This window comes from Pyxidicoccus sp. M6 (assembly GCF_055568925.1).
The window spans coordinates 4,337,905-4,362,718 of sequence record NZ_CM145714.1 but is presented as its reverse complement, the minus strand read 5'-3'; the positions used below and the strand labels follow the sequence as shown (position 1 = coordinate 4,362,718).

The 24,814-nt window shown below is 70.9% G+C and carries 23 protein-coding genes and 2 tRNA genes; 8 read left to right on the top strand and 17 right to left on the bottom strand.

Going from position 1 to position 24,814, the window contains the following annotated elements; genetic code table 11:
- Window positions 1–36: 36 nt before the first annotated feature.
- Window positions 37–1,038, top strand: coding sequence for a sensor histidine kinase (locus ACVTJA_RS17375; RefSeq protein WP_465837496.1), 1,002 nt, complete (start codon window positions 37–39; stop codon window positions 1,036–1,038).
- An 84-nt stretch (window positions 1,039–1,122) separates the two neighbouring features.
- On the opposite strand, the gene ACVTJA_RS17370 is transcribed toward ACVTJA_RS17375, so the two are convergent.
- The 6 genes from ACVTJA_RS17370 to ACVTJA_RS17345 are packed head-to-tail and all read right to left on the bottom strand — an operon-like array spanning window position 1,123 to window position 8,264.
- Window positions 1,123–3,669 carry a hybrid sensor histidine kinase/response regulator gene (locus ACVTJA_RS17370; RefSeq protein ID WP_465837494.1) on the bottom strand — a complete coding sequence of 849 codons (2,547 nt, stop codon included), beginning with the start codon at window positions 3,667–3,669 and terminating at the stop codon, window positions 1,123–1,125.
- A 9-nt stretch (window positions 3,670–3,678) separates the two neighbouring features.
- Entirely contained in the window at window positions 3,679–4,263 is a 585-nt protein-coding gene (locus ACVTJA_RS17365; protein WP_465837492.1) for a chemotaxis protein CheW, read from the bottom strand.
- Window positions 4,264–4,268: 5 nt separating this feature from the next.
- Window positions 4,269–4,646: a response regulator gene (locus tag ACVTJA_RS17360; RefSeq protein ID WP_206729296.1), complete on the bottom strand. Its 378-nt coding sequence runs from the start codon at window positions 4,644–4,646 to the stop codon at window positions 4,269–4,271.
- A 29-nt stretch (window positions 4,647–4,675) separates the two neighbouring features.
- Entirely contained in the window at window positions 4,676–6,289 is a 1,614-nt protein-coding gene (locus ACVTJA_RS17355) for a methyl-accepting chemotaxis protein (protein ID WP_465837491.1), read from the bottom strand.
- 32 nt (window positions 6,290–6,321) lie between these two features.
- A complete protein-coding gene (locus ACVTJA_RS17350; RefSeq protein ID WP_465837490.1) occupies window positions 6,322–7,704 on the bottom strand; it encodes a CheR family methyltransferase in 1,383 nt (460 codons plus the stop codon).
- The gene (locus ACVTJA_RS17345; RefSeq protein WP_465837489.1) at window positions 7,701–8,264 is read right to left on the bottom strand and encodes a chemotaxis protein CheW; all 564 of its coding nucleotides are present in this window, start codon (window positions 8,262–8,264) and stop codon (window positions 7,701–7,703) included. The genes ACVTJA_RS17350 and ACVTJA_RS17345 overlap by 4 nt, the downstream gene beginning before the upstream one ends.
- 260 nt (window positions 8,265–8,524) lie before the next feature.
- On the opposite strand from ACVTJA_RS17345, the gene ACVTJA_RS17340 reads away from it, so the two are divergent.
- A complete protein-coding gene (locus ACVTJA_RS17340) occupies window positions 8,525–10,585 on the top strand; it encodes a TonB family protein (protein WP_465837488.1) in 2,061 nt (686 codons plus the stop codon).
- A 59-nt stretch (window positions 10,586–10,644) separates the two neighbouring features.
- Here the strand turns inward: ACVTJA_RS17340 and ACVTJA_RS17335 are convergent, their stop codons facing one another.
- Genes ACVTJA_RS17335 through ACVTJA_RS17320 form a run of 4 tightly spaced genes read right to left on the bottom strand, consistent with a single transcriptional unit; the run spans window position 10,645 to window position 13,799 of the window.
- The gene (locus ACVTJA_RS17335) at window positions 10,645–11,361 is read right to left on the bottom strand and encodes an HAD family hydrolase (RefSeq protein ID WP_465837487.1); all 717 of its coding nucleotides are present in this window, start codon (window positions 11,359–11,361) and stop codon (window positions 10,645–10,647) included.
- A 10-nt stretch (window positions 11,362–11,371) separates the two neighbouring features.
- On the bottom strand, window positions 11,372–12,337 hold the full coding sequence (locus ACVTJA_RS17330; protein ID WP_465837486.1) for a myxosortase-dependent metalloprotease, MXAN_2677/MXAN_2678 family: 966 nt from the start codon (window positions 12,335–12,337) through the stop codon (window positions 11,372–11,374).
- Window positions 12,334–13,221, bottom strand: a complete 888-nt coding sequence (locus tag ACVTJA_RS17325) for a myxosortase-dependent metalloprotease, MXAN_2677/MXAN_2678 family (RefSeq protein ID WP_465837485.1) — start codon at window positions 13,219–13,221, stop codon at window positions 12,334–12,336. Before ACVTJA_RS17325 ends, ACVTJA_RS17330 begins: the two co-directional genes overlap by 4 nt.
- A complete protein-coding gene (locus tag ACVTJA_RS17320; RefSeq protein ID WP_465837484.1) occupies window positions 13,218–13,799 on the bottom strand; it encodes a hypothetical protein in 582 nt (193 codons plus the stop codon). Before ACVTJA_RS17320 ends, ACVTJA_RS17325 begins: the two co-directional genes overlap by 4 nt.
- A 111-nt stretch (window positions 13,800–13,910) precedes the next feature.
- Here ACVTJA_RS17320 and gltX point away from each other — a divergent pair, with 111 nt between their 5' ends.
- From gltX to ACVTJA_RS17300, 4 genes are all read left to right on the top strand, one after another.
- On the top strand, window positions 13,911–15,350 hold the full coding sequence (gltX, locus tag ACVTJA_RS17315) for a glutamate--tRNA ligase (protein WP_465837483.1): 1,440 nt from the start codon (window positions 13,911–13,913) through the stop codon (window positions 15,348–15,350).
- A gap of 56 nt (window positions 15,351–15,406) precedes the next feature.
- Window positions 15,407–15,817, top strand: a complete 411-nt coding sequence (locus ACVTJA_RS17310; protein WP_465837482.1) for a hypothetical protein — start codon at window positions 15,407–15,409, stop codon at window positions 15,815–15,817.
- 73 nt (window positions 15,818–15,890) lie between these two features.
- Window positions 15,891–15,961 (top strand) — tRNA-Gln (locus ACVTJA_RS17305).
- Between the two features lie 119 nt (window positions 15,962–16,080).
- Window positions 16,081–16,152 (top strand) — tRNA-Glu (locus ACVTJA_RS17300).
- Window positions 16,153–16,244: 92 nt separating this feature from the next.
- Here the strand turns inward: ACVTJA_RS17300 and ACVTJA_RS17295 are convergent.
- Window positions 16,245–17,216, bottom strand: coding sequence for a response regulator (locus ACVTJA_RS17295; RefSeq protein WP_465837481.1), 972 nt, complete (start codon window positions 17,214–17,216; stop codon window positions 16,245–16,247).
- A gap of 80 nt (window positions 17,217–17,296) precedes the next feature.
- On the opposite strand from ACVTJA_RS17295, the gene ACVTJA_RS17290 reads away from it, so the two are divergent.
- Entirely contained in the window at window positions 17,297–17,881 is a 585-nt protein-coding gene (locus tag ACVTJA_RS17290; protein WP_465837480.1) for a hypothetical protein, read from the top strand.
- Here ACVTJA_RS17290 and ACVTJA_RS17285 read toward each other — a convergent pair.
- A complete protein-coding gene (locus tag ACVTJA_RS17285) occupies window positions 17,853–19,010 on the bottom strand; it encodes a sensor histidine kinase (RefSeq protein ID WP_465837479.1) in 1,158 nt (385 codons plus the stop codon). The two genes, ACVTJA_RS17290 and ACVTJA_RS17285, sit on opposite strands and share 29 nt — an antisense overlap.
- 276 nt (window positions 19,011–19,286) lie before the next feature.
- Window positions 19,287–19,583, bottom strand: coding sequence for a DUF2795 domain-containing protein (locus ACVTJA_RS17280; protein WP_465837478.1), 297 nt, complete (start codon window positions 19,581–19,583; stop codon window positions 19,287–19,289).
- 188 nt (window positions 19,584–19,771) lie between these two features.
- On the opposite strand from ACVTJA_RS17280, the gene ACVTJA_RS17275 reads away from it, so the two are divergent.
- The gene (locus ACVTJA_RS17275) at window positions 19,772–20,017 is read left to right on the top strand and encodes a hypothetical protein (protein ID WP_465837477.1); all 246 of its coding nucleotides are present in this window, start codon (window positions 19,772–19,774) and stop codon (window positions 20,015–20,017) included.
- A gap of 96 nt (window positions 20,018–20,113) precedes the next feature.
- Here ACVTJA_RS17275 and ACVTJA_RS17270 read toward each other — a convergent pair whose 3' ends face one another.
- The 4 genes from ACVTJA_RS17270 to ACVTJA_RS17255 form a co-directional block, all read right to left on the bottom strand.
- Window positions 20,114–21,739 carry a pyruvate dehydrogenase complex dihydrolipoamide acetyltransferase gene (locus tag ACVTJA_RS17270; RefSeq protein WP_465837476.1) on the bottom strand — a complete coding sequence of 542 codons (1,626 nt, stop codon included), beginning with the start codon at window positions 21,737–21,739 and terminating at the stop codon, window positions 20,114–20,116.
- Window positions 21,740–21,745: 6 nt separating this feature from the next.
- On the bottom strand, window positions 21,746–22,732 hold the full coding sequence (locus tag ACVTJA_RS17265) for a pyruvate dehydrogenase complex E1 component subunit beta (protein WP_465837475.1): 987 nt from the start codon (window positions 22,730–22,732) through the stop codon (window positions 21,746–21,748).
- A gap of 55 nt (window positions 22,733–22,787) precedes the next feature.
- Window positions 22,788–23,912 carry a pyruvate dehydrogenase (acetyl-transferring) E1 component subunit alpha gene (pdhA, locus tag ACVTJA_RS17260; RefSeq protein WP_465837474.1) on the bottom strand — a complete coding sequence of 375 codons (1,125 nt, stop codon included), beginning with the start codon at window positions 23,910–23,912 and terminating at the stop codon, window positions 22,788–22,790.
- A gap of 140 nt (window positions 23,913–24,052) precedes the next feature.
- Complete coding sequence (locus tag ACVTJA_RS17255; RefSeq protein ID WP_465837473.1) at window positions 24,053–24,799, bottom strand: HAD family hydrolase; 747 nt, start codon at window positions 24,797–24,799, stop codon at window positions 24,053–24,055.
- Window positions 24,800–24,814 lie beyond the last annotated feature (15 nt).

Here is a 24,814-nt window from a genome sequence, read left to right as displayed (position 1 = left end):
ATGCCCATACCTTGGCGCGTGCGGGCAGGGGAATGGATGGGGCGGCGCATCGAGGACAGCCTCGATGCAAGGGTGGAAACAGTGCTCGCGGCGGTAGCCGAGCGAGCGCTCCGGTGTGGCACGCGCGCGGGACTGGACGCGCTGGTGCGCGAGGCACTGCGGCTGACCGGCGCTTCGGGCGCGGCGCTCTATGACGGACGCACGTGCGTCGCGAGGGCGGGCCATGCCGCTCCGGCGCGAGCGTGTGCCTCGACGGCGCGGAGGCAGGCGCTGGTGGTGTGGCCGGAGCCGCTGGGCATTTCGAGTCAGGAGGTGCTCACGCGGCTCGCGCGCTTCGGCGGCGCGTTGATGGCGGCGCACGCGCGTGAGGTGGACGCGGGCGCACGGCAGGCGCGGCTGTTGGAAGCGAAGCAGCGGCTGGAGCGCGCGGTGTCGCAGGCGGAGCGGCGGCGCTCGCGGGCGTCACATGATTTGCGTACGCCGTTGATGGTGATGAAGGGCTACGTGGACATGATGGCGAAGGGCACCGCGGGCCCGCTCACTCCGCCGATGCAGCGATATCTGGACCGGATGCAGCGTGTGGCGAACGACCAGGGCGCGCTCATCGAGCGGCGTCTGGGAAAGGGCCTGGGCGAGTGCGTGGATGACGCGCGTCCCATTCTCCGCGCCGCGTTCCTTCCGGCAGTGCGCGCGGGGCGCACGGTGGACGTGACGATGACGTTGCCGGACCGGCCCGTGGCGGTGAAGGGAGCGAGGCCCCAGGTGGAATTGCTGGTGCGCACGCTGGCTCGCGCGGTGGTCTCAGCGGGCGCGGTGACGGTGCGCGTGGAGCCGGCGGAGGACCTGGGCATGTGGCGGCTGCGCGTGGACGCGCGCGGAGGCAAGGCGCTGCCGGAGAAGACGGGGGCCGTGCTGCGACACCTCGCGCAGCGGCTGCGCGGCGGGCTGTCGCTTCCGACGGAAGACGGAGGCGAGCTGGTGGTGCATCTGCCCGCGGATGACACCCTGCCCGCGGCGCTCGCGGCTCACGACGGCTGAAGCAGCAGCCAGCCCGCGCTCTCTTGCCGCGGCCCGGTGCGCCCATCCATCAACGGCGCACCACGGCCTCGACGCGCATGCATTTCAGGACGCGGGAAGGAGCTGCCGCACCAACTCCAGCAGCTTGCCGCGCTCCACCTCTCGCTTGACGAGGTAGCCATCCGCGCCCGCCTCCAGGCCCGCGGCCCGGTCCTCCGGGCTGTCGAGCGAGGTGACGAGGATGATGGGCGTCCGGTTGAGCGTCGGATGTGACTTGATGCGCCGGGCAAGCCCCACGCCGTCGAGCCGGGGCATCTGCCAGTCGCTCACCACGAGCTGCACGGGCGAGCGCTCCAGCACGCCCCACGCCTCCTCGCCATCCGCCGCCGTCACCACCGGGTAGCCGGCAATCTCCAGCAGCGACTTCATGGCGAAGCGCGTGGTGAGCGCGTCGTCGCACACCAGGATGCGAGGCCGCGTCGCCTGCGCCGCCGGAGTCGAGCGCGTCTCCGGCCGCGCCGCGCGCACCAACTCCGTCGCATTCAGCACCGGCACCACGCGCCCATCGTCCAGCACCGCCGCGCCAGCCAGGTGCCGCACGCCCGCGACGTGCCGCCCCAGGGAGCGGACGACAATCTCCTGCTGCCCCACCACCTCGTCGATGGCGAAGAGCACCTTGTCCTCGCCCACGGACAGCAGCGCCGCGTTCTGCAGCTTCCCCGAGTCCAGCGCCATGGGCAGCCGGGGCAGGCCGATGGACTCCGCGAGCGGGAGGAACGTGAGCTGCTCCCCGTCCACGCGAGCCACCACGCGCCCCGCCACCGTGCCCACGTCGTCGGGCGTCAGGCGCAGCACGCGCTTCACGCTGTCGGAGGGAATCGCGGACACCGTCGTGCCCGTGCGCACCAGCAGGCCCAGCGCCGCGGCCAGCGTCAGCGGCAGGTCCACCGTGAAGCGCGTCCCCTTCCCCGCCGTGAAGTCCACGTCCACCGAGCCCTGCAGCCGCTGCGCGGTGGCCTGCACCACGTCCAGGCCCACGCCGCGCCCGGATGTCGCCGTCACCTGCTCGCGCGTGGAGAACCCCGGCTGGAAGACCAGCCGCGCCGCCTGCGCGTCCGTCAGCTTCTCCGCGGCCTCGGCCGTGAGCAGCCCGCGCCGCACCGCCGTCGCCCGCACCCGCTCCGGAGACAGGCCCGCGCCGTCGTCCTCCACCACCACCGCGATGCGCGTGCCCCGAGGCTCCACCCGCACCGACAGCCGCCCCGTCTCCGACTTGCCCGCCGCGCGGCGCTCCGCCGTGGACTCCAAGCCGTGGTCGATGGCGTTGCGCACCAGGTGCAGCAGCGGGTCCTTCAGCGCGTCCAGGATGCGCCGGTCCAACCGCACGTCACCGCCGGCCAGCTCCAACGAGACTTCCTTGTTCAGCCGCGCGGACACCTCGCGCACCGTGCGCCGCAGCGGCTCCAGCACCTGCGACGCGGGCACCATGCGCAAATCGCGCAGGTCATCGCGCGCCACCTGCACCACCAGCGAGAGCTGCTCGCCGTCGCGGTGCGTCTCCTTCGTCAGCTCCAGGAGCCGCTTCTGCAGGCCACGCATCAGCGTCACGCCCGAGCGCAGCGGCTCCAGCGCCGGCCCGCCGCCCGCCATGGTCAGCTGCGAGGACGCGCGCTCCAGGTGCAGCAGCACCTCGTGCATGCCGTCCATCAGCGTGCGGTGCGCCTCGCCGCGCCGGGCCTGCTGCGCCCGGCCCGCCATCAGGAGCTCCACCTGCAGCGCCAGCGACTCCAGCGTCTTCACCGACACGCGCACCGTGCGGTCCGCCGCGCCGCGAGCCTCCTGCGAGCCCCCCGCCGTCGCCTGCACACCCGAGCCTTCCGCCGACGAAGACGGCGCCGGCACCGAGCGCAGCGCCTCCACGGCGCGCTCCACCGCGCCCTCTCCGCCCGACGCCTCCAGCGCGGCCCGCAGGTCCACCAGCGTGCCCGCCACGTCGGACGCGGCCAGGCCCGCGGCGTCGCCACCGGGCTCCATGCGCGTGAAGCCCAGCGCCGCGGACTCCGCCAGCGAGGCCACCTTCTCCCCGCCGGATGCCTCGGCCACGGCCCTCAGCGCGCGCGCCCGCTCCACCGCGGTGCGCACCACCGCCGCGCGGTCCGGCACGTCCGGAGAGCACAGCGCGCCCAGCGCCGCCTCCAGCGACTCCAGCGCGTCCAGCCCCTTCGCCACGCCGCCGCTCGCGTTGCCCGAGGACGCCGTCACCGCGCCCCCGCGCCCCAGCGCGGACAACAGCGACCCCAGCCCATCCACCACCGGATTGTGTCCCGCGTCGCCACGGCCCATGGCCGTTTCAATCGCGGACAGGCCGCGCAGCATGGACTCCACCACCGCGCGAGGAAGCTGCTCCTCCGGCTTGAAGTGGGCGAGCCCGTCTTCAATCGCGTGCACCACCTGCTCGATGTCGTCCAGCCCGAGGCTGGCCGCCGAGCCCTTGAGGCTGTGCACCAGCCGCTTGAGGGATGGGAGCAGGTCCGGCTCACGCTCGTGCGCGGGGCCCTCCAGCCCCAGCACCTTCGACCCGATGGCCTGGATTTGCTCGCGCGTCTCCGCGGAGAACACCGGCCAGATGCTGCGCAAGAGCTGTGCGTCCATGGCGCGCCCCTATTCCCCCTCTGGCCGCGCGGAGGGTCCCCCGAGCTGCTCCAAATCCAACACCGTCAACCGGTCCTGCGTGAGGAACAAGAAGGGCCCCGGCGGCGGCTGTGACAGCTCCACCTTCGGCAGCTCCTTGCGTCCCTCCACCTCCTGCGCCGCCAGCCCGAAGCATTCCTCGCCCACTTCCACCACCACCACCTTGCCCAGGTCCGACATGCCACCGCCCTCCAGCCCGAGGAGCTGGCGCAGGTCCAACACCGGCACCACGCGCGAGCGGCTCACCAGCGCGCCCAGCACGTGCCTCGGCGCCCCCGGCAGCGAGGCAATTCCGCGCGCCTCCAGCACGTGGTCCACGTTCTCGATGCGCACCGCGTAGCGCTCGCCGCCCACCTGGAAGGCCAGCACGGAGAGCACCTCCTGCTGTTCCTCGTGACGGGACTCGGCCAGCGCCCGAGCGCGCGCGCCGAGCACCTCGCGCCGCCGCTCCGGGCTCACCGCCTGCGTGCCCTCGAGCAGCGCATGCGCCTCGTCGAGCTGCTTGCGCAGCTCGGTGTAGTTGATTCCCACCTTCGCGTCGTCTTCGCCGGGCATGGGCTCTAGTACCGGGTGGCGGGCAGCTTCAGGATGTCGCGCACCTTCGAGCGCAGGTCATCCACGGACACCGGCTTGTTGAGGAAGGCGCTCGCACCGACGAGCTTGCCCTTCTGCCGGCTCGCATCGTCCTTGAGCGAGGTGAGCATCATGAAGGGCGTGTTGTGCAGGTTCGGGTCCGCCCGCACCGCCGCGCAGAGCGCGAAGCCATCCATCTCCGGCATCTGCACGTCGGAGATGATGAGGTCCGGCTTCAAGTCCCGCGCGCGGGTGAGCCCCAACGCACCGTTGGGCGCGTCGAAGAACTCCAGGCCCCACCCCATGAGGTACACCTGGAGCAGGTTGGTGATGGTCTTCGTGTCCTCGACGATGAGCACCTTCATGGCCCGTCGTCCTGCCGCCACCGTATTGGTCATAGCTGGTACCTACCCACCAGGTCCGAGAACCGTTTGGAAAGAGTCGTCAGGTTGCCGGCCACCTGTTCGATGCGCCGGGTCTGATCCACCGCGTCGCCCATGGCGGAGGTCAGCTCGCCCATGGCCGCGGAAATCTGCTCCACGCCAATGGTCTGCTGGCGCGTGTTGCCGGCAATCTGCCGCGCCGCGCCCGACGACTCACGGATGACCTCCGACAGGCCGAGGATGGTGGAGCCCGCGCTGCGCGCCAGCTCCATGGCCGCCTGGGCGCGGCGGCTGCCTTCCTCCGTGGCGGAGACGGCCGCGCGCGTGCCCTTCTGCACCTCGTTGAGCAGGCCGCGCACCTGGTCCGCGGCGATGCGCGACTGCTCCGCCAGCGTGCGCATCTCCGTGGCCACCACCGCGAAGCCGCGGCCGTGCTCGCCCGCCTTGGCCGCCTCGATGGAGGCGTTGAGCGCGAGCAGGTTCGACTGCTCGGCCACGTCCTTCACGGTGCTGATGATGTCGCCAATCTGCAGGGTGCGCTCGCTGAGGTCCGTAATCGACAGGGCGATGGCCTTCACCTGGTCGCCCAGCTTCTCCATGCCGGACACGCTCTCCGCGACGACCTTCTGGCCCTCCGTGCTGAGCGTCTCCGACTTCTGCGTCTGCGAGATGACCGAGTCCGCGTAGGCGGTGGCCTGCTTGGACGTCTGTGCAATCTCCGCCACCGTGGTGCTGGTCTCGTTGATGGCGGAGGCCTGCTGGTGCGCCATCGCGGACTGCTGCGTGGAGGTGGCCAGCACGCCCGCCGCCTCGCGCTCCATCTCCGCCGCGGCGCCGCGCAAATCCTGGAGCAGGTGCGTGAGCGCGTCCGCCATGGCCGCGAAGCTGCGCGCCACGTCGCCAATCTCGTCCCGGCCCTGCGTATCGATTTGCTGGCGCAGGTTGCCCGAGGCGATGCCGGCGGCCGCGTGCGCGAGCCGCTCCAGCGGGACGATGAGCAGGCCGGACATCAGCCACGACGCGAGCAGGCAGCCCGCGAGGATGAGCACGCCGAGGATGACCGTGAAGCGAGTGGTGCCCCGCAGCGCATCGTTGAGCGCCTCCTCGTGCAGCGCCACCTGCACCGTGCCCACCCGCTGGGGCGCGCCGCCCGCCGTGGTGGACGGCACGAAGACGGGCGTCGTGGACTCCACCACGCTCTCCCCGTTGACGCTCATGCGGCGGTCCACGGGCTCGTCGCCCTCGGGGGGCGCGGTGTCCTCGCCCGCGAAGCGCTCCGTGGCGACCTCGCCCAGCAGGTCTCCCTTCGCGTCGCGGACCAGCACGTAGGCCACGTCGGGCACGTGCCGGAGCACGCCGTGCGCCGAGGCCTGGAGCTTCCCCGGGTCGGTGTTGGCCGTGAGCATGGGCGTGAGCGTCTTGGCCAGCTCTCCGCTCACCATGTGGGAGCGGCGGGACAGGTCGTCGCGCTGCGCGGCGCCCATCTGCACCCAGAACGCCAGGATGAGGATGCCCGCCACCAGCAGGCCTGTCACCCCGGTGACGGCGAGGATCTTGATCCTCAAGCTGAGCCGCCCCACCGCGCCCTGTCCCGGCAGTGTCAGCTTCGTCCCTTTGACGTCCACGTTGCCTCCCACCTACACGCGGGCCCGCGCCTTCAGCGCGCGCCCTGCCATCCGGCCTGATTCCTTGGCACCAGGGCCTGCCGCAGGCCTCCGGCGGTCATCGTCTCCACCCCACGCAGCGGCTGCTCGTCGTCGAGCCCGTCCAGCGCGCGCAGGGCGTTCTGCCTCGCCCGCTCCGCGTCCTCGCGCCGGTCCAACCGTCCGTAGAGCGCCACCAGCGTCGCGTGCCCGAGCGCGAGCTGCGGCTCCAGGTACAGCGCCTTGCGCACCGCCTCCACCGCGCCGTTCAAATCTCCGCGCCCCTCGGCCACCATCGCGAGCAGCAGGTACGCCTCCGGTACCAGCCCCTTCGCCGCCTCGCGAGCGAGCGCCTCCGCCTCCTCGAAGCGGCCCGCGCGAGCGGCCTCCAGGGCACGGCTCAGCGGCTCCGGCGTGGCAGGCGTCTGCTCGCGCGGGGCGGGTGCCACCGTCCGGACGGTGGGCGACTCCGCTCGCGCGGCGGCCGGCGCGAGCACCGGCATGGGCAGCGGCGTGGGCGTCACCCGGCGAGGCGGCGTGGGCACGAGACGCGGACGCTCCAGCTTCGGCACGACCTGCACCACGGGGCGCGCCCACCCGGGCGTCGGCACACGCAGCGCCACGCTGCCCTCGGCGTCCACCGTCTCCAGGCCCAGGCCATTGGTCAGCGGCACCTCGGCGGGCGACACGAAGAGCAGCCCGCCCGGCGCCAGCGCCTCCACGAAGCGCGTGAGCACGTCGCGCACCAGCTCCGGCGGGAAGTAGATGAGCACGTTGCGGCAGAAGATGGCCGCGAGCCCATTGACCGGGGGCGCGTCCACCGCGAGGTTGTGCCGCCGGAAGTCCACGGTCCGCCGCACCTGCGCCACCACGGAGAGCTGATCACCCCGCGCCTCGAGGAAGCGCTTCTCCAGATCCGGCTCGATGCGGCGCAGCGACCACGGCCCGTACACGCCCTCGCGAGCCCGCTGCAGCGCCCGGCCGGACACGTCGGTGGCCAGCACGCGGAAGCGCCCCTCGGGCATGCCCGACGCCAGCAACGCCATGGCGATGCTGTAGGGCTCCTCGCCGGTGGCGCAACCCGCGCTCCACACCTGGAAGAAGGACCCCGTGTGCGCCTGCGCCAGCCGCGCCAGCGCGCGCAACTGCTCCGGGTGGCGGAAGAAATACGTCTCGCCGATGACGGCGTGCTCGATGAAGCTCTCCACCGCCGCGGACTCGCGCAGCAGCAGGAGGCGGAGGAACTCGTCCGGCTGCACCCCGCGCGACTCGGAGGCCCGCGTCAGCGCCGTCTCCAGCGAGCGGCGCAGGCTGCGCGCCAGCGACAGACCGCACGCGGCCCGGAGCACCTCCTCGACGCGGACGAGCGTCGCATCGTCGAGCACCGCTTCGCTCACGACCCCTCCGACCCCACCAGCACCGCCGAGGTGCGCAGCAGCGGGCGGACGCCCTCTGGCGTGCGGCACAACCCCGCCATCAGCCCCGTGGCATCCCACGGCAGGGGCGTGGTGCCGTCCGGCGTCCCGTCCACCAGCACGGGCGCCTCCACCAGGTCCCTCACGCGGTCCACCAGCACCGCCACCGTGCGCGCGCCCCGGCAGATGACCAGGTGCGCGTCCAGATCCGGCACGCGGCGCACGCCCATCAGCGCGGCCAGATCCACCACCACCGCCGGGCTGCCCCGGTAGACGAACGTCCCCGCGATGTGCGGCGGCGCGCCCGGCAGCGGCTCCAGCTCCACCAGGCGCACCACCTCCTGGACCGAGTCCGCGGCCAGCAGCGCGCTCGTGCTCGCGGCGTCGATGGTGAGATACATGCCCGGCAGTCGCAGCTCGCCCGCGAGCGACACGAGCTCATGACGCAGCCGGGCCTGCTCGGCCTCCAGCTCGCTCAGCCGCTCCTGGACCGAGAGCCGGCGTACCTGGGCATTCACGAAAGGGTTGGGGGTGTCGGACATCTGCGCGACCGGCCTGCTTCAGCCCTGAAGCGCCGGACGAGCCACGCTAGTCCGGAGGGCGAAGAAGCGTCAAAGGGGGCTGCGCCCTCCATTCGCCCACACCACGCACACACCACCCTCCAGGGTTGGTCTCGCCATCCAGAGCAACCAGACGTGCTGAAGAGGACATCCCAGGGGTGCGTCGCGTCGGGAATTTGTGGTTTGATGCCCAGTCGCCACACTCCTGGAGAATCCATGTTGCTTGCTGTCAGGGGTAACGAATGATCAAGGGCGACGCGTCGAACCCCGAGGCACCTTCTGGCACGGGCGCTGATCCGCTCATCGGACGAACCCTCAACGGACGCTTCAGCATCCTGGAGCCCCTCGGCGTCGGCGGCATGGGCAAGGTGTACCGCGCCCTGCAAGCTCCGCTGGAGCGCGTGGTGGCGCTCAAGGTGCTCAACCCCAGCTTCCCCCAGAGCAAGGACCCGGGGTTCCAGAAGCGCTTCCTGCGGGAGGCCTCGCTCACCTCCAAGCTCCGTCACCCCAACACCGTCACCGTCATCGACTACGGCCAGACGGACGACGGCATCTACTACATCGCCATGGAGTACCTGGACGGCCGCACGCTGGCCCAGGTGCTCGGCCAGATTGGCCCGCTGCCGTGGCAGCGCGCCGTCTCCGTGGCCCAGCAGATCTGCCGCTCGCTGCGCGAGGCGCACAGCCTGGGCATCGTCCACCGCGACCTGAAGCCCGCCAACATCATGCTCCTGAACGAGTCGGATCAGGACCTGGTGAAGGTGCTCGACTTCGGCCTCGTGAAGTCCGTGGCCGCGCCGCAGGAGGGGCAGATCTCCCCGGAGATCACCCAGAACGGCACGTTCCTCGGCTCGCCGCAGTACATGGCGCCCGAGCAGGCGCGCAACGTCACCGACGCGCGCAGCGACGTGTACTCGCTGGGCATCGTGCTGTTCCAGATGCTGATGGGCCGCCCGCCGTTCATCGCGCGGGACCACATCGAGCTCATCTTCGCCCACTACAAAGAAGCCCCGCCCACCTTCCAGCAGCTGCGCCCGGACATCAACGTGCCGCCGGAAATCGAGGCGGTGGTGCGGCGCTGCCTGGAGAAAGACCCGGCGAGGCGCTTCCAGACGATGGACGAGGTGCTGGACGGGCTGCGCGAGTCCAGCATGGCCGCGGGCGGCAACAGCGGCATCTTCAAGCGCCCCGGCGGCGCGACGACGACGGGCCCCTACCCGTCCCCCGCGCTCTTCTCCAGCGCGGGCAGCGCGCACGAGTCCTCCGGTGACACGCTGGCGGTGGACATCAGCGTGGAGGTGCCTCGCGAGGTGAAGCGCGCCCGGCAGCGCACGCTGCTGACGGGAGGCCTCGTCGGCCTCGTGGTGGCGGGCCTCATCGCCGGTGGCGCGGTGTTGTTCATGTCGAAGGGCAAGGGTGAGGACCCCAAGCCGGAGCCGGCGGCCACTGCGCCCACGACGGCCCCGACTGCGCCCGTCGCGGCGGCCGCCGCGCAGGAGCCGGCGCCGACGCCCGGCAACGGCAAGGTGCGCTTCAAGCTGATGAGCCAGCCGAGCGGCGCGCGCGTCTTCTACCGGGGCAAGGAGCGCGGCACGACGCCCTTCACGCTGGAGATTCCCACCGGCGCGGACGGCTCCGTCACGGTAGAGCTCACCTTCGCGCTCGAGGGCTACCAGATGGAGACCGTCGTCGCGGGCGGCTCCGGCGAGGTGGTGCTGTCGCAGAAGCTGCAGAAGCGGCGCGGCGGCGGCGGTGGTCGCGGCGGCAACGTCGAGGTGGCCTCGGCCGCCACGGCGACGGACGAGGTGGAGGCCGCCGAGCCGGTGGCCACGCCCGGCGGCATGTCCGCTCCGGTGATGCTGGCCCCCACGGCCCAGCCCGCGCCCGAGCCCCCTCCCACGGCGGGCGCGGTGGGTGCCACCGCGGCGGCCACTCCGGCCAAGGGCGTGTCGGGTGGCCTCGCGGTGCCCGTGCTGCCCACGGCGGCCCTGGCCTCCGCGCGCGGCGACGTGCTGCCCTACAACGACGACATGCCCCGTCCGGAGATGCTCGACCAGACGAAGGACATCATCTACACGCGCGAGGCGATGGCCGCGAAGTCCGAGGGCGCGATGATTGTCCGCTGCACCATCACCCAGAAGGGGCGCGTGGAGAAGTGCCGCATCATCAAGCCGGTGCCCTACATGGAGAAGGCCGTGCTCGACGCGCTCCAGTCGCGCACGTACAAGCCCATCCTCTACCAGGGCCACCCGGTGAACGTGGACTACACCTTCACCATGCGGCTCGTGGCGCCCCGGCGCTGAAATGCCTTGCCGCCGCCGGGCCTGTCACGAGCCCGGCGGCGTGACTCCCGCGCTCCGGCTCAGGGCCCCGTGGACGGAACCACGGGAGGCGCGGGCGGAGCGGCGGGAGCGCCGCCCTCGGGCACGCCCCAGCTCACCACCGGCCAGCCGCGACGCTTCGCCTCGCGCTTGAGCCGGTGGTCCGGGTGCACGGCCACCGGCCGCCCCACCACCTCCATCACCGGCAGGTCCGAGTACGAGTCCGTGTAGAAGGCGCACGCGGACAGCGCCACGCCGGCCTCGCGCGCATAGGCCTCGGCCACGGTGCGCTTGCCCTCGCCGAAGCAGATGACGCCCAGCGGACGGCCGGTGTGCCGCCCCTCGCCGTCCACCTCGAAGCGGTTGCACAGCACCGCGTCCAGCTTCAGCTCGCGCGCCACCAGCTCCGACAGGTAGCCCGAGGAGGACGTCAGCAGCACCAGCCTGTCCCCGGCCTGGCGGTGCGACTCCAGCGCCACGCGCGCGCCGGGCCGGTACAGGGAACGCACGTACGTCTCGTAGAAGACGGCGGTGCGCTCGCGGATGGGCTCCGCCAGCGAGCCCGCGAGCTGGGCGATGGCGCGCGCCACCGCGTCCTGCATGGAGACGAAGCCCAGGTGGTAGCGCGCAATCCACAGGCTGGCGCGCAGCGCCTGGAGGCGGGTGATGTGTCCCAGCTCCAGCTCGCGGCGCACCCACAGCGCGCCGGAGTTGGCGGCGATGAGCGTCTTGTCCAGGTCGAAGAAGGCGACGGTCACGCCTGGACCTCTAACCCCGCCCGCCTGGGGCCGCAGCGCCGTCCCCCGGCCGCCTGGCCACCCGCCGACGGCCCAGCGCGAGGACGGCGAGCACCGCGCCCAGCGCCAGCGGCCCCGGCGCGGCGGTGCAGCCGGTGCCCCGGCCCTCGCCCTGCGTGGTGATGCCCGCGCCCGGCCGGACGGCACACTGGGTGGGCGGCATGCCGCGCGGGTAGATGGAGCAGAAGCCGGAGGCGCTGCCGGGGTCGATGACGCGCTTGCTCGTCTCGCCCGGCGGCGCGGTGTGCCCCATGGTGGAGCCCGGGTAGAACGTGTGGTCCAGCCCCACCACGTGGCCAATCTCGTGCGTCATGGTGTTCTGGAGGTCCGTGGCCACGCAGTCCGTCGCGGGCGGGCCCTCGCACACCGGCGAGTCCACCGTGGTGAAGAGGAAGCCGACGCTGCCGCCCGGCATCGAGGCGTTCAGCTCGATGTCCGAGTCCAGCACGCGCCCGTCGCGGTAGCTGAAGGTGGACGAGGTGAGGCCGATGGTGCCCTCACCATGGTCCCAGCAGTCGTAGGTGTTGCCACACGTGTCGTCATCCCAGCACGGGTCCTCCGCGGGGGCCACGTCCGGGCACGACGTCTCGCGAAACGTAACGACGTTGTAGTTGTTGTACGGATGCTCCTGGTCGTAGCCCACCTTCACCGGCAGGCTCCAGTCCTCGCCGCGGATGAAGTTGTAGTCGCTGCACGACCTGGACAGCTGGCGCCAGGTAGCGAAGGAGGCCTCGATGGCGGCCACCTCGGTGTTGCCCGGCGTGCGCGCGCTGCCGTCCGCGTCGAGGTGGTAGACGTAGTCCCGCCCCGGCCACAGCAGGCACAGCGGCCGCCCGGGCACGGTGGTGCGATGGAAGGGCGCGTCCTCCTCCTCCTGCGCCAGCGCGGGAGCGGCCCCGAGCAGCGCGGCCACGAGCACCCCGAGCGTCCGCTTCACCGGGACACCTCCTCGCGGCGGCGGCGCGCCAGCCACAGCGCCCACGCGGCCAGCGCGGGCAGCAGCGCGCCCGGCCCGGCGGCGGCGCAACCACCGCCGCCCTTGGGGCCCAGCTCCTTCTCCATGACGGGGTGCAGGCACGCCTGGCTCGCGCTGCCCTTGGGGTACACGTCGCAGACGAAGTCGCGCGAGCCGGAGTCGATGCTGCGCTTGGACACCTCGCCCGGCGGGGCGCTCGGGTTCATGGTGGAGCCCGAGGCGAGCGTATGGTCCAGCCCGACGAAGTGGCCAATCTCGTGCGTGGCCGTGTTCTGCACGTCGGTGGCCACGCAGTTGGTCGTCACCGGTGGAAAGCAGGTGGTCCCATCCGAGGTCGTGAACTGGAAGCGCGCAGCGTTGAAGGAGATGTCCGAGTCGTAAATGATGCCCGAGCGCTCGTCGTACGTGGTGAGGGTGATGGCGATGGTGTTGTCGTCATCCTCCCAGCAGTCGAACGTGTTGGCGCACGTGTCATCGTCCCAGCACTTGTCCGTCGCGGGCGCCACCGTGTTGCAGTCCCTGTCCCGGAAGAGCACCAGGTTGCGGTTGCCCCCCTCGCGCTTGTAGCCCACCTGCCGGTCGTCGACGCGGGGGCCCTCCTGCAGCACGAGGTTGCCGCACTGGGTGAAGATGTCCTGCCAGCTCTGGAAGGAGCGGCGGATGGCGTCGAACTCCGTGTCCCCCTGCGTGTTCGGATTGCCGTAGGTGCTCTGCTGCCAGGGGAGGGCCCTGGCCGTCCAGTAGAGGCACTGGGTGCTCGTGTCGCCCGCGTCCACGCGGCTGCGCACGTACGGGGCCGTCTGGCCCAGCGCCAGGGCCACCATGAGGGGCGCGAGCGGCATCACGGTGTCCGTCCCTTCGTCGCGGGCGCGGACTCGAGCGCCGTGCGCACGGCGGCCTTGAGCTGCTCCAGCGTCATGGGCTTGAGCGCGCTCGCGGTCGGCTTGCGGGTGACGGGGTCCAGGAGCAGCGCCTCGGTGGACTCGGGCACCGCCATGGCCGTCTTCCCGTCCTCGGCGCGCTGCACCTGGTACTTGCCCTGCGCCATGGAGGACACGCGGAAGGCGCGCGCGCCGCGCTTCTGGAGGAACACCACCACCTCCTCGCCTTCAGCGAAGGAGGCGAGGCCGTGCACCACCTGCCCCACGTCGTCCACGCGGCCTCCAGGCTGGGTGACGAGCACCGTGCTGCTGCCCGGCTGCCCCTTGAGGGACTCCGTCACCTGGATTTCCACGTCGGTGACGATGCGCATGTGGTCGCCGCTCCAGCGGCTCTCCACCCGCCGGACGACGCCATGGACGACGGCGTCCGCGCCCTGGGCGAGCTCGGACAGCTCGACCTTGAGCTGGGTGGTGGCGCCCGCCGGAAGGGCCCCCAGGAAGGCCGTCATCAGCAACGTGCGAAATACCTGACGAATGGACATACGTGTTCTCCCTGGCGGCGCAGCTTACCCCAGCGGCCCCCGGGCGTATGGCTTCTGCAACGGCCATGCGCGTTGACCCCCTACCCTCCTCCTGCTAATCCGCGCGCCCGTATGCCTTCCGCCCTTCGCGTCCGCTTCGCTCCCTCGCCCACCGGCTACCTCCACATCGGCGGTGCCCGTACGGCGCTGATGAACTACCTCCAGGCCCGGCGCCAGGGTGGCACCTTCATCCTGCGCATCGAGGACACGGACCAGGGCCGCTCCACGCCGGAGTCGGTGCAGGCCATCCTCGACGGCCTCAACTGGCTGGGCCTGGAGTGGGACGAGGGCCCGGGCAAGGAGGGCCCCTACGCGCCCTACTTCCAGATGCAGCGGCTGAACACCTACCGCGAGCACGCGGACCGGCTGCTCGCCGAGGGCAAGGCGTACCGCTGCTACTGCACCCGCGAGGAGCTGGACGCGCAGCGCCAGGCCGCGGAGAAGACGGGCGGCGCCTTCAAGTACCCGGGCACCTGCCGGGAGCTGAAGGGCCCGCCCCCGGGCAAGCGCGCAGAGGACGCCGTCATCCGCTTCAAGATGCCGTCGGGCGAGGGCACCGTGTCCTTCGACGACAAGGCGCTGGGGAAGATTGCCAAGCCGTACTCGGACCTGGACGACTGGGTCATGCTGCGCGCGGACGGCATCCCCCTCTACAACTTCGGCTGCGTCATCGACGACCACCTGATGGACATCACCCTGGTGGCGCGCGGCCAGGAGCACGTCAACTCCACCTTCCCGCAGCTCATGCTGTACATGGCGCTGGGCTGGACGCCGCCGGACTTCGCCCACCTGCCGCTCATCCTCGGGCCGGACCGCGAGAAGCTGTCCAAGCGCAAGCACCCGGAGGCGGACGTGATGCTGCACAAGCGCAACGGCATCCTGCCGGAGGCGCTGCTCAACTTCGTCGTCCGCCTGGGCTGGAGCCACGGCAACGACGAGGTCATCTCCCGCGAGCAGATGCTCCAGTGGTTCGACTTCTCCGACGTGGGCACCACGTCCGGCGTGTGGAACCCGGAGAAGCTGCTGTGGGTCAACCAGCAGTGGATGAAGGCCTTGCCGGAGTCCGTCGTCGCCGAGCGGCTGTTGCCGTTCCTCGAGGCCAAGGGCGTCCACGTGAAGGGCGACGCGCGCCTGGAGCCGCTGGTGCGCGCATTGCGCGAGCGCTCCAACACGCTGGAGGAGATGGCCACCACGGCGGTCAACGTGTACTTCCGCTCCGGAATCACGTTGGACGAGAAGGCCGCGGCCAAGCACCTCACCGGTGAGTCGCTCAACCTGCTGCGCAAGGCGCGCGAGGCGCTCGCCGCCCTGCCCGAGTGGAAGGTGGAGGCGCTGGACGGCGTGGTGAAGACGGTGAGCGAGTCCTCCAGCGTGGGCATGGGCAAGGTGGCGCAGCCCATCCGGGTGGCCGTCACCGGCAACACCACCAGCCCCGGCATCGGCGAGACGCTGCTCCTCGTGGGCCGCGACGAGGCCCTGCGGCGCATCGACGCGGCGCTCGCTCGCGGCTGAACGTCAGGCCCATGAAGCGGTGGACGTCAGCACATGCGGAACCTATTCTTGGGCCCATGACTCGAGCGCTTGACAGCCTGAAACGCCACTCCTATAAGGCGCGCCCGCTCGGGACGGCGCTGTTGGCCCTCTGGGCGACCGTGGCGGGCGCCGAGGTGGTCAGCGGCGCGCAGCTCCCGGACGGCTCGCAGAAGGTTGGCGAGAACCGCTACCGGGCGCCCAGGGACTTCGAGGCGACGCTCGACTACTACAAAGCGGTGTACTCGACCTCGAACTACCCGCGCCGGCAGATCGTCAACCAGCCGGGCGTGAAGGCGGTCCACATCAGCAACCCGTCGGGGAAGAACTTCGCGGGGCTGAACATTTACGAGGCGAACGACGAGGTTCGCATCTACATCGTTCCGGTGCAGCAGGCGCCCCGGCCGGTGAAGAAGCCGGAGAATCCGAAGCCGGCGAAGAAGAAGTAGGAAGAAGTCGAAGGGGCAGTTGGTTGTTGCAGTCCTGAAGCGGCGTTGGTAGAGAAGCGCCGCAGTTGGTCCTTGGGGAATCGTCTAACGGCAGGACAGCAGACTCTGACTCTGCTTATCTAGGTTCGAATCCTAGTTCCCCAGCTCGCAGCACCCGGAAGTCCGAAGCAACCAGGCAGCACGGCAGCAAAGAAGAATGGTTGACGAGGGCGGACGGAAAATGTAGGAAGCATCGGCAGTTAGCAGCGGTTGAAACAAGCATCGGCCCTGTCGTCTAGTGGTTAGGACGGAGCCCTCTCACGGCTCAAACTCGGGTTCGAATCCCGGCAGGGTCACTGAGACGCCCACCTTCTGAAAAGAAGGTGGGCGTTTCGCTTTTTGGGGCCATGGACACGCGGGCAGCGCGACGGGCCGCCCGGGCCGGACTTCAGGCCGTCGGCGCGGGGATGCTCTGGCGGAAGGCCGCGAGCGCGGCCGCGAGCCTGTCCTGCGCGCGCTCGACGCCCCGGCGCAGCAGCAACATGCGCACCTTCTCCGGCAGCGCGCTGGCGCCGTGGGTGCTTCCGAAGCCCACCAGGTCCATGCGGAGCGTAATCGCCTCCAGCAGGTCTCCCAGGTCGGCCTGGGGGCTGGCCAGCAGCAGCACGTCCGGGGGACGGCGCTGGAGCCGCTCCGCCAGCGTGCGCCACTGCGGGTCCCCCGTCTCCACCACGACGATGTCCACGCCCTGCAGCTCGGGCGCGTAGGGCGGCAGCTCCACCGTCTCGAAGCCGTGCTCTCGCAGCACCGCCACGGCCTCGCTGCTGCCCACCACCGCCACGCGGCCGTTGAGGCCCACGCGCACGGCCTCTTCGTACGCGCGCAGCTCCTCCTCCAGCGCCTCGTGGGCGGGCTCGGGCGCATCCTGGCCGGCGGCCAGCAGCACGGCGGCCTCGCGGGCCACCTCCCTCGCCTGCTGGCGCACCCGCGAGCCGGAGCTGCCGCGCTCCAGGGCGGCGCGCACCTTCGCGCGCAGCACTCGCAAATCGTCGAAGGGCTTGAGGATGTAGTCGCTGGCGCCCGCCGCGAAGGCAGCGACGACGGACTCGGAGCTCGCGTAGGCGGTAATCATCAGCGCCTCCAGCGCGGGCTGCAGCCTCCGCGCCTCGGCGATGAGCTCCACGCCGCCCATGCCGGGCAGGTTCTTGTCCGTCACCAGCACGTCGAAGCGCTGCTCCGCGAGCAGCGGCAGCGCCTCTTCAGCGCTCTGGGCCAGCGTCACCGCGAGGTCCGGCTCGCGCTCCAGCAGGCGGGCGCAGATGTCCAGGACGACGGGTTCGTCGTCCACCACCAACACCGTCGAGGCGAGCGTCCCCCCTTCCCCACCCTCGCCGTCCCCGGTCTCGAACGGGAGATCCATGGCTGCGCAGATTCGCACAGCTCTCTTCCAACTTCGAGGCTCAGCTGAGGCTCCGGTGACAGGCCCGCTATGCTGCCCGTGTGGCGAGCTTCGAAGACGCGCTGCTGGACAACCGGGTGCCCCCCCTGCTGGGCGACGTGAGGCTGCGCTTCGACGGCGCCAGGCTGGTGGGCGAGTCCCTGCCTCCTCCCTGGGACAGGCGCCTGTTGCCGGGGCTGTGCGTCGGAGTGGCACTGGGGTGCACCGTGGGCGCGGCCCTGCTCGTGGGCCTGGAGGGTGGCACGCTGCCGGCCGCCGCGCTGGCGCTGGGCCTCGCCGCGGCGGTGCTGGTGGGCCTCGCGCTGCGGCTGGAGTCATCCCTGGGACGACGGCGCTTCGTGCTGCACTTCCGCTCGGAGTCCCTGCGTGTGGAGCGGCTGGCGTGGACGCCCGGGGCCACGCGCGCGGAGCAGGTACCCTTCGACGCGGTGAAGGCCGTGCACATGGTGGAGCGCCCCGGCCCGCGCTACGCGCTGGTGGTGGAGTACGAGTTGGAGGACGCGCAGCGGCGCCGCGCGCTGCTGGTGGAGGGCGTGCGCCCTTCCGAGGGCGAGACGCTCCACCGCGTGTGGCGCATGCTGAGCAACGCCTTCGGGCTCAGGGGTGCGGGGCTCGCCGGAGGGTGATTTCGATTTCCGTCCCCTCGCCCGGCGTGGAGGACAGGCGCAGGTTGCCGCCCGCCTGCGTCACCAGCTCCTTGCAGATGGACAGGCCCAGCCCGGTGCCCACGCCCACGGGCTTGGTGGTGAAGAGCGGCTGGAAGACGCGCTCCTGAAGCTCCAGGGGAATGCCGCAGCCGTTGTCCGCCACGGTGAGCACCACGTCCTCGGGGCGCACCGTCCACCGCACTTCAATCCGCCCGGGCCGGCCCGTGCCCGCCATAGCCTGCGACGCATTGACGACGAGGTTGAGCACCACCTGGCACAGCTTCACCGGCCCGAAGGTGACGCGCACCGGCTCGCCGTTGCTCGTCAGCCGCGCCCTGTCACGCACCTCGGCGCGCGCCAGCTTCACCGCGAAGGACACCACCTCCGCCACATCCGCCGTCGCCTCGTGGTCCTCGCCCCGCGCCTGCGCGCGCAGGCCCAGCGCCACCTGCCGCAGGTGCTCGGCGCCGTCCGCCAGGTCCTTGATGAGCGCGGGCAAGTCCTCCACCGTCTCCGCCACCTGCGGGTTCGGGTCCGCCGGCAGGTGCCGCGACACGTACTGGATGACGCTCGCGAGGTCTCGCTGCAGCGACACCACGTTCTGCGAGAGGTAGCCCACCGGGCCCATCAGCTCATGGGCGATGCCCGCCGTCACCTGCCCCAGCGTGGCCAGGCGCTCGGACTTCAGCATGCGCCCCTCCACCTCGCGGATGCGCAACTCCAGCCGGGCAATCTTCAGCGCGTCGTCCAGCGCGGACTGCAGCTCCGCGCGGTCCCACGGCTTCACGAAGTAGCGCGTCACCTGACCGCGGTTCACCGCGTCGATGACGGCCTGCATGTCCGCGTACGCCGTGACGAGCATGCGCTTGGCGTCGGGCGCAATCGTGCGCGCGCGCTCCAGCAACTCCACGCCCGTCATGCCCGGCATGCGCTGGTCGGAGAGGATGACGCCAATCTCACCCCGGCGCTGCTCCAACAGCGCGAGCGCCTCGCTCGGCGAGGAGCTGCGGAAGATGCGGAAGCGCTGTCCGAAGTTCGCGTCGAAGACCCGCAGGTTCAGGGCGTCGTCATCGACGTACAGCACCGCGGGCAGTTCAGACGGGTTCATGACGCTCCTCCTGGCCGGGGTGTCCCACGAGGGGCCAGGCTGGTAGGGCCTAGGATAGCGCCTCCTCCCCCTGGCTTTCGCCGGGTACGGCGCGCACCAGGCAGCATAAGGGGAGACACTGACGAGCCGCATCCCCCCAGGCTCTCCTCCCGCTCAGGGAAGATTCCCGAGGAAATCCTGCAGTGACGGTGAAGGCGGTAGCGCTCGCGGGGATTGCGAGGCTGTCCGTCTCTTTCGCGTGCAGCGCATGGCGCACGCGCGGGGTGTGGAACGCGCTCAGCGCGTGGGCGTGGCCGGGGGCTGCGTGGCGGGGGCGTCCTCGCCGGACAACGTGCCCTCCAGCGCGACCGTCACCGCGTCCAGGGAGGCGAAGTCGCCGCGCGGCAGTCCTCCGAGGAGCGAGAGCAGCATGGGCGGGGACTCGTTCTCCCGAGCCACCCGCGACAGTTGCTCCGCGGAGAGGGGAAACACCGCGCCGAGGAGCGCGTCATGCAGCACCCGAGCGAGGGGCAGCGGCTGGCCCACGCGGGCCTCCAACTCCGACACACCCTGGGCAAGCCGTTCGCGTGTCATGTCGTCGTTCATTTGAGACGAAGTTAAGCAGCGAACGCGCCCGGCTGCCGGCCTTTTTTCGGGACCTGCCCTGCAGGCGGGGAAGCAAGCCGCCGTGCCTGCTCGCGGGTGGTCAGCGAAGGCGAGGCGTCCCACCGTTACCGCCACGGATGCAGCCGCACCTGGATTCAACGAGGGAGGACAGCGCCATGGCGAAGAAGGACAAAGGCGGCGAGAACAAGCGCAACGCGAGCGGTGAGAAGGGTTACGTCGAGCACATCGAGCATGTTCAGGCCACACGGCCCGAGCCGTGGCCCGGAATCGAAGGCCGCTCGCGGGACGAGGAGCACGACCTGCCCACCGGCACCCCGCGCGAGCAGCAGGCGGGCGTGACGGAGGCCCAGCGCAAGCTCGAGGAGGAGATGGAGGGCTCGAAGGAGCCGACGCGCGAGTAGCGCCGGCCTCGACTCCGGAGCCCAGCGAGGCCCCGCAAATGCGAAGGGGCCGACGCACCCGAGCGGTGGTCGGCCCCTCCTCGTTGCCGCGTGCGTCTAGAAGAGCAGCCGCGTGGGGTGCTCCAGGAGGCCGCGCAGCTCGCGCAGGAACTCCGCGCCGATGGCGCCGTCGATGACGCGGTGGTCACACGACAGCGTGGCCGTCATCGTCTTCCGCACCGCGAGCTGCCCGTTGACGACCACCGCCTTGTCGGCCACCGCGCCCACCGCGAGGATGGACGCCTGCGGCGGGTTGATGACGGCGACGAACTGGTCGATGCCGTACATGCCCAGGTTGCTGACGGTGATGGAGCCGCCGGAGTACTCCTCCGGCTTGAGCGCGCGCTTGCGGGCGCGCTCGGCCAGCTCGCGCACCTCGGTGGCGATGGCCTGCAGGCCCTTCTGGTCCGCGTCACGGAGGATGGGCGTGATGAGCCCCTCCTCCAGCGCCACGGCGATGCCCACGTCCACGGTGCCGAACTGCACGACGTGGTCGCCCTGGAGCGACACGTTGATCTTCGGATAGCGGCGCACCGCCATGGCCACGGCCTTCACGATGAGGTCGTTGACGGAGACCTTGAGCTCCATCGCCTTCGCCTCCTCGCGGACCTTCACCGCGGCCTCCATGTCCACCTCGATGGTGAGGTAGAAGTGCGGGACGCCGGGCTTCACCTCCGTCATGCGCTGCGCGATGACCTTGCGCATGGACGTGAGCGGCACCACCTGCGGCTCGGGCCGCACGCCCAACGCCGGACGCGCGCCGGGCGCCGCCGGGGCCTTCTTCGCCGCGGGCGCCGGAGCCGCCACGCCCTTCGCCAGCGCCTCCTCGATGTCGCGCTTCACGATGCGGCCAGAGGGGCCGGAGCCCCGCACCTGGGCAATGTCCAGGCCGCGCTCGCGGGCGATCTTCTTCGCCAGCGGGCTGGCGCGCACGCGCCGGCCATCACCGGCCGGGGCCGGCTCCTCGCGGCGCGGCGACACCACCTGGCCCCCGGCCGGAGCCTGGGGCGCGGCAGCCGCGGGCTTCGGGGCCGGAGCCGCCGGAGCAGGAGCCGCGGCCGCCTTGGCGCCCTTGCCCGTGAGGTACGCGATGGGCGCGCCCACGGCGGCCATCTGGTTCTCGCCGACGACGATTTCCGCCAGCGTGCCGTCGTCGTAGGCTTCAATCTCGAGGTTGGACTTGTCCGTCTCCAGCTCGGCGATGGCGTCGCCGGAGGAGACCTTGTCGCCCACCTTCTTCATCCACCGGACGATCTTCCCCTCCTTCATCGTCGGGGAGAGGTTCGGCATCACCACGGCGATGCGGTTGCCACCGCCAGCGGCGGCGGGCTGCGCGGCCGGGGCCTGGGGCGCCGGAGCCGAAACCGGAGCCTTCGCGGCGGCCGGAGCCTCGGCGGGCTTCGTGGCGGGCGCGGCGGCGGCCTTGCCGGCGTCCACCTTCTCGCCCTTGGCGCCGAGGTACGCGATGGGCGCGCCCACGGCGGCCATCTGGTCCTCGCCGACGAGAATCTGCAGCAGGTAGCCGTCGTCGTAGGCTTCAATCTCGAGGTTGGACTTGTCCGTCTCCACCTCGGCGACTGCCTCGCCGGAGGAGACCTTGTCGCCCACCTTCTTGAGCCACTTGACGATCTTCCCCTCCTTCATCGTGGGGGAAAGGCTGGGCATCTGGATGGCAATGGCCATACGCGTTCAGGCTCCCTCGCGGTACAGCACCTTCTTCACCGCGTCGATGATCTTGGGCGCGTCCGGCTGGGTCGCGTTCTCCAGGTTCGCCGCGTAGGACATGTTCACGTCGAGCCCCGTCACGCGCAGCACCGGCGCGTCCAGGTCGTCGAACGCCTTCGACTGGATGATGTCCACCACGGAGGCGCCCACGCCCGCGAGCGCCCACCCTTCCTCGACGATGACCACCCGGTTCGTCTTCCGCACGCTGGCGAGGATGGCCTCCTCGTCCAGCGGCCTCAGCGTGCGCAGGTCCAGCACCTCCGCGGAGATGCCCTCCTTCGCGAGCTGCTCGGCCGCCTCCATGCAGAAGTAGTACATGCGGCTCCAGGTGATGATGGTGACGTCCGTGCCCTCGCGCTTCACGTCCGCCTTGCCGAGGGGAACGACGTGCTCGCCCTCCGGCACCTCCCCCTTGAGCGCGTACAGGCGCTCGCCCTCGAACATGATGACCGGGTTCTCGTCCCGGATGGCCGCCTTGAGCATGCCCTTGGCGTCCGCCGGCGTGGCCGGGGCAATCACCTTCAGGCCCGGGAAGTGCGCGTAGTTGGCCTCGAGCGCCTGGCTGTGCTGGCTGGAGAGCCGGCCGCCCGCGCCGCCGGGGCCGCGGAACACGATGGGGCAGCGCAGCTGGCCGCCGGACATGTGGCGCAGCTTGGCCGCGTTGTTGACGATCTGGTCCATCGCGAGAATCGCGAAGTTCCACGTCATCATCTCCACCACGGGGCGCAGGCCCACCATGGCCGCGCCCACGCTCATGCCGGTGAAGCCCAGCTCGGAGATGGGCGCGTCGATGATGCGCGCGCTCCCGAACTTGTCCAGCAGTCCCTGCGACACCTTGAAGGCGCCGTTGTAGCGGCCCACCTCCTCGCCAATCAGGAAGACGTTGGCGTCGCGCTCCATCTCCTCGGCGAGCGCCTGGTTCAGCGCCTCGCGGTACATCAACTCGGGCATCGTCAGCTCCGAAGGGAATCGAAGAAAAAGGGTTGGGTGGATGGACTCGTGGGGGCTAGCGGCTCAGGCCCGCCTTCTTGTCGGTCTGCTCGGCCTGCTCGCGGGGCTCGAGGTCCCACGTCACCTTCAGCTCCTGGCCGCTCGGATACTTGGGCCAGTTGGTCACCTTCACGCCCAGCACGCGCTCGCGGGGGCGCACGTCCTGCTCGCCCTCGTCCACAATCGTGTCCCGCCACAGCTCTTCCACGCTGGGCTCGGGGGACTCGTCCGCGAACTTCACCGCCGCGTCCACCTGCGCCTTCACTTCCTCTTCGATGGCCTCGAAGTCGGCGTCGGCGGCCAGCTTGTTCTTGAGGGTGTGCTCGCGCAGCTTGGGGATGGGGTCGTTCTTGCGCTCGTCCTCCACCTCCTGCTTGCTGCGGTAGGTGGCGGGGTCCGCCATGGAGTGGCCGCGGAAGCGGTAGGTGTTGGCCTCCAGCAGCACCGGGCCCTTGCCCGCGCGGCAGTACGCGGCGGCGTCCTTCACCGCCTCGTACATGGCGAGGCAGTCCATGCCGTCCACCGGCTCGCCGCGCATGCCGTAGGCGGCGGCGCGCTTGTGGATTTCAGGCACCGCGGACGTGCGGGCGATGGCCGTGCCCATGCCGTAGCGGTTGTTCTCGCAGATGTAGATGACCGGCAGCTTCCACTTGGACGCCATGTTGAACGTCTCGTGGAAGGAGCCCTGGTTGGCCGCCGCGTCGCCGAAGTAGCAGACCGTGACGCGGTCCTCGTTGCGGTAGCGGCTGGCGAAGGCCATGCCCGCCGCGAGCGGAATCTGCCCGCCGACGATGCCGTAGCCGCCGTAGAAGTGGTGCTCGATGTCGAAGATGTGCATCGAGCCGCCCTTGCCCTTGCTGTAGCCGGTGCCCCGGCCGAACAGCTCCGCCATCACCATGCCCGCGTCGCTGCCACGCGCCAGCGGCTGGCCGTGGTCGCGGTACGCGCTCAGCATGTAGTCGTCCGGACGGATGGCTTCGTTGGGGCCCACCGCCACGGCCTCCTGGCCGATGTAGAGGTGGCAGAAACCGGCGATCTTCCCCAGCGTGTACTGCTGACCCGCGCGCTCCTCGAAGCGACGGATGAGGTACATCTTCCGGTACATCGTCAACAGCAGTTCCTTCGAGTACGGGCTGGCCACCGCGGAATGCCTCCATGCTGGCCGCCCCTGTTTCGTCCTTACGGGGCGGCGGACGCCGTGCGCCTCATAGCGCGCGGCAGGGGGACTTCAAAGCGATACAAACCGTTCTGTGCCACGCCTGTCTTTCCAGGCGCGGTGCGTCACGAATCGAGTGCGAAGTGAGGGACGGAAATGACGCCCTCCAGCAGTTCCACGGGCCGGCCGGAATGGTCGGTGGCGAGATGGATGACGGTGGCCTCGGGGAACTTGCGCCGGTAGTCGTTGGCGTGGGTGGGCTCGTTGTCGAAGGCGGCCACCACGGTGCCCAGCCGGCCCAGCTTCGCGTGGGCCTCCCGCTTGAAGGCGTCGTCGTCCTCCTGGAGCGTGGGCTTCATGAAGAGGTGCACCTGCTTCTCGTCGGGAATGGCCAGCCCGTGCTGCCGCATGCAGGACACGGAGCCGTGACGCATGCCCTCGTGCCGGCCGGTGACGTAGACGAGCAGCGCGCCCGTCCCCACCACCGCGTGCGTGAAGGCGGCCGCTCCTTCAATCGCCACGTCGTCCACGCAGTAGTCGCTGGTGAAGAAGCGCTCCACCCAGAAGCGGCGGGCGTCGGGGAAGTGGGCCTGCACCAGGGCCTCGTCGAGGCCGCAGGCACGCATGGCCTCGCGCATGTCCCAGCCCGTCACCCAGTGGCGGGGCTCGCACGCGGCCAGCACGGCCAGCGAGCGAGCGGCACCGAACTCACGGAGGATGCGGGCCTGCCGGGGCCGGTTGTCGAAGAGGGTGGAGTCCAAATCGAACGCCAGTACCGCCCGGGAACCGAGCGAGCGGGCGTGCGTCAGGATGCCCCGCAGGGTGTCCCGCCAGTCGTGGCGGATGCGCTTCTTGAAGTCGTCGTAGGCCATGAGCGCGGGGCAGAT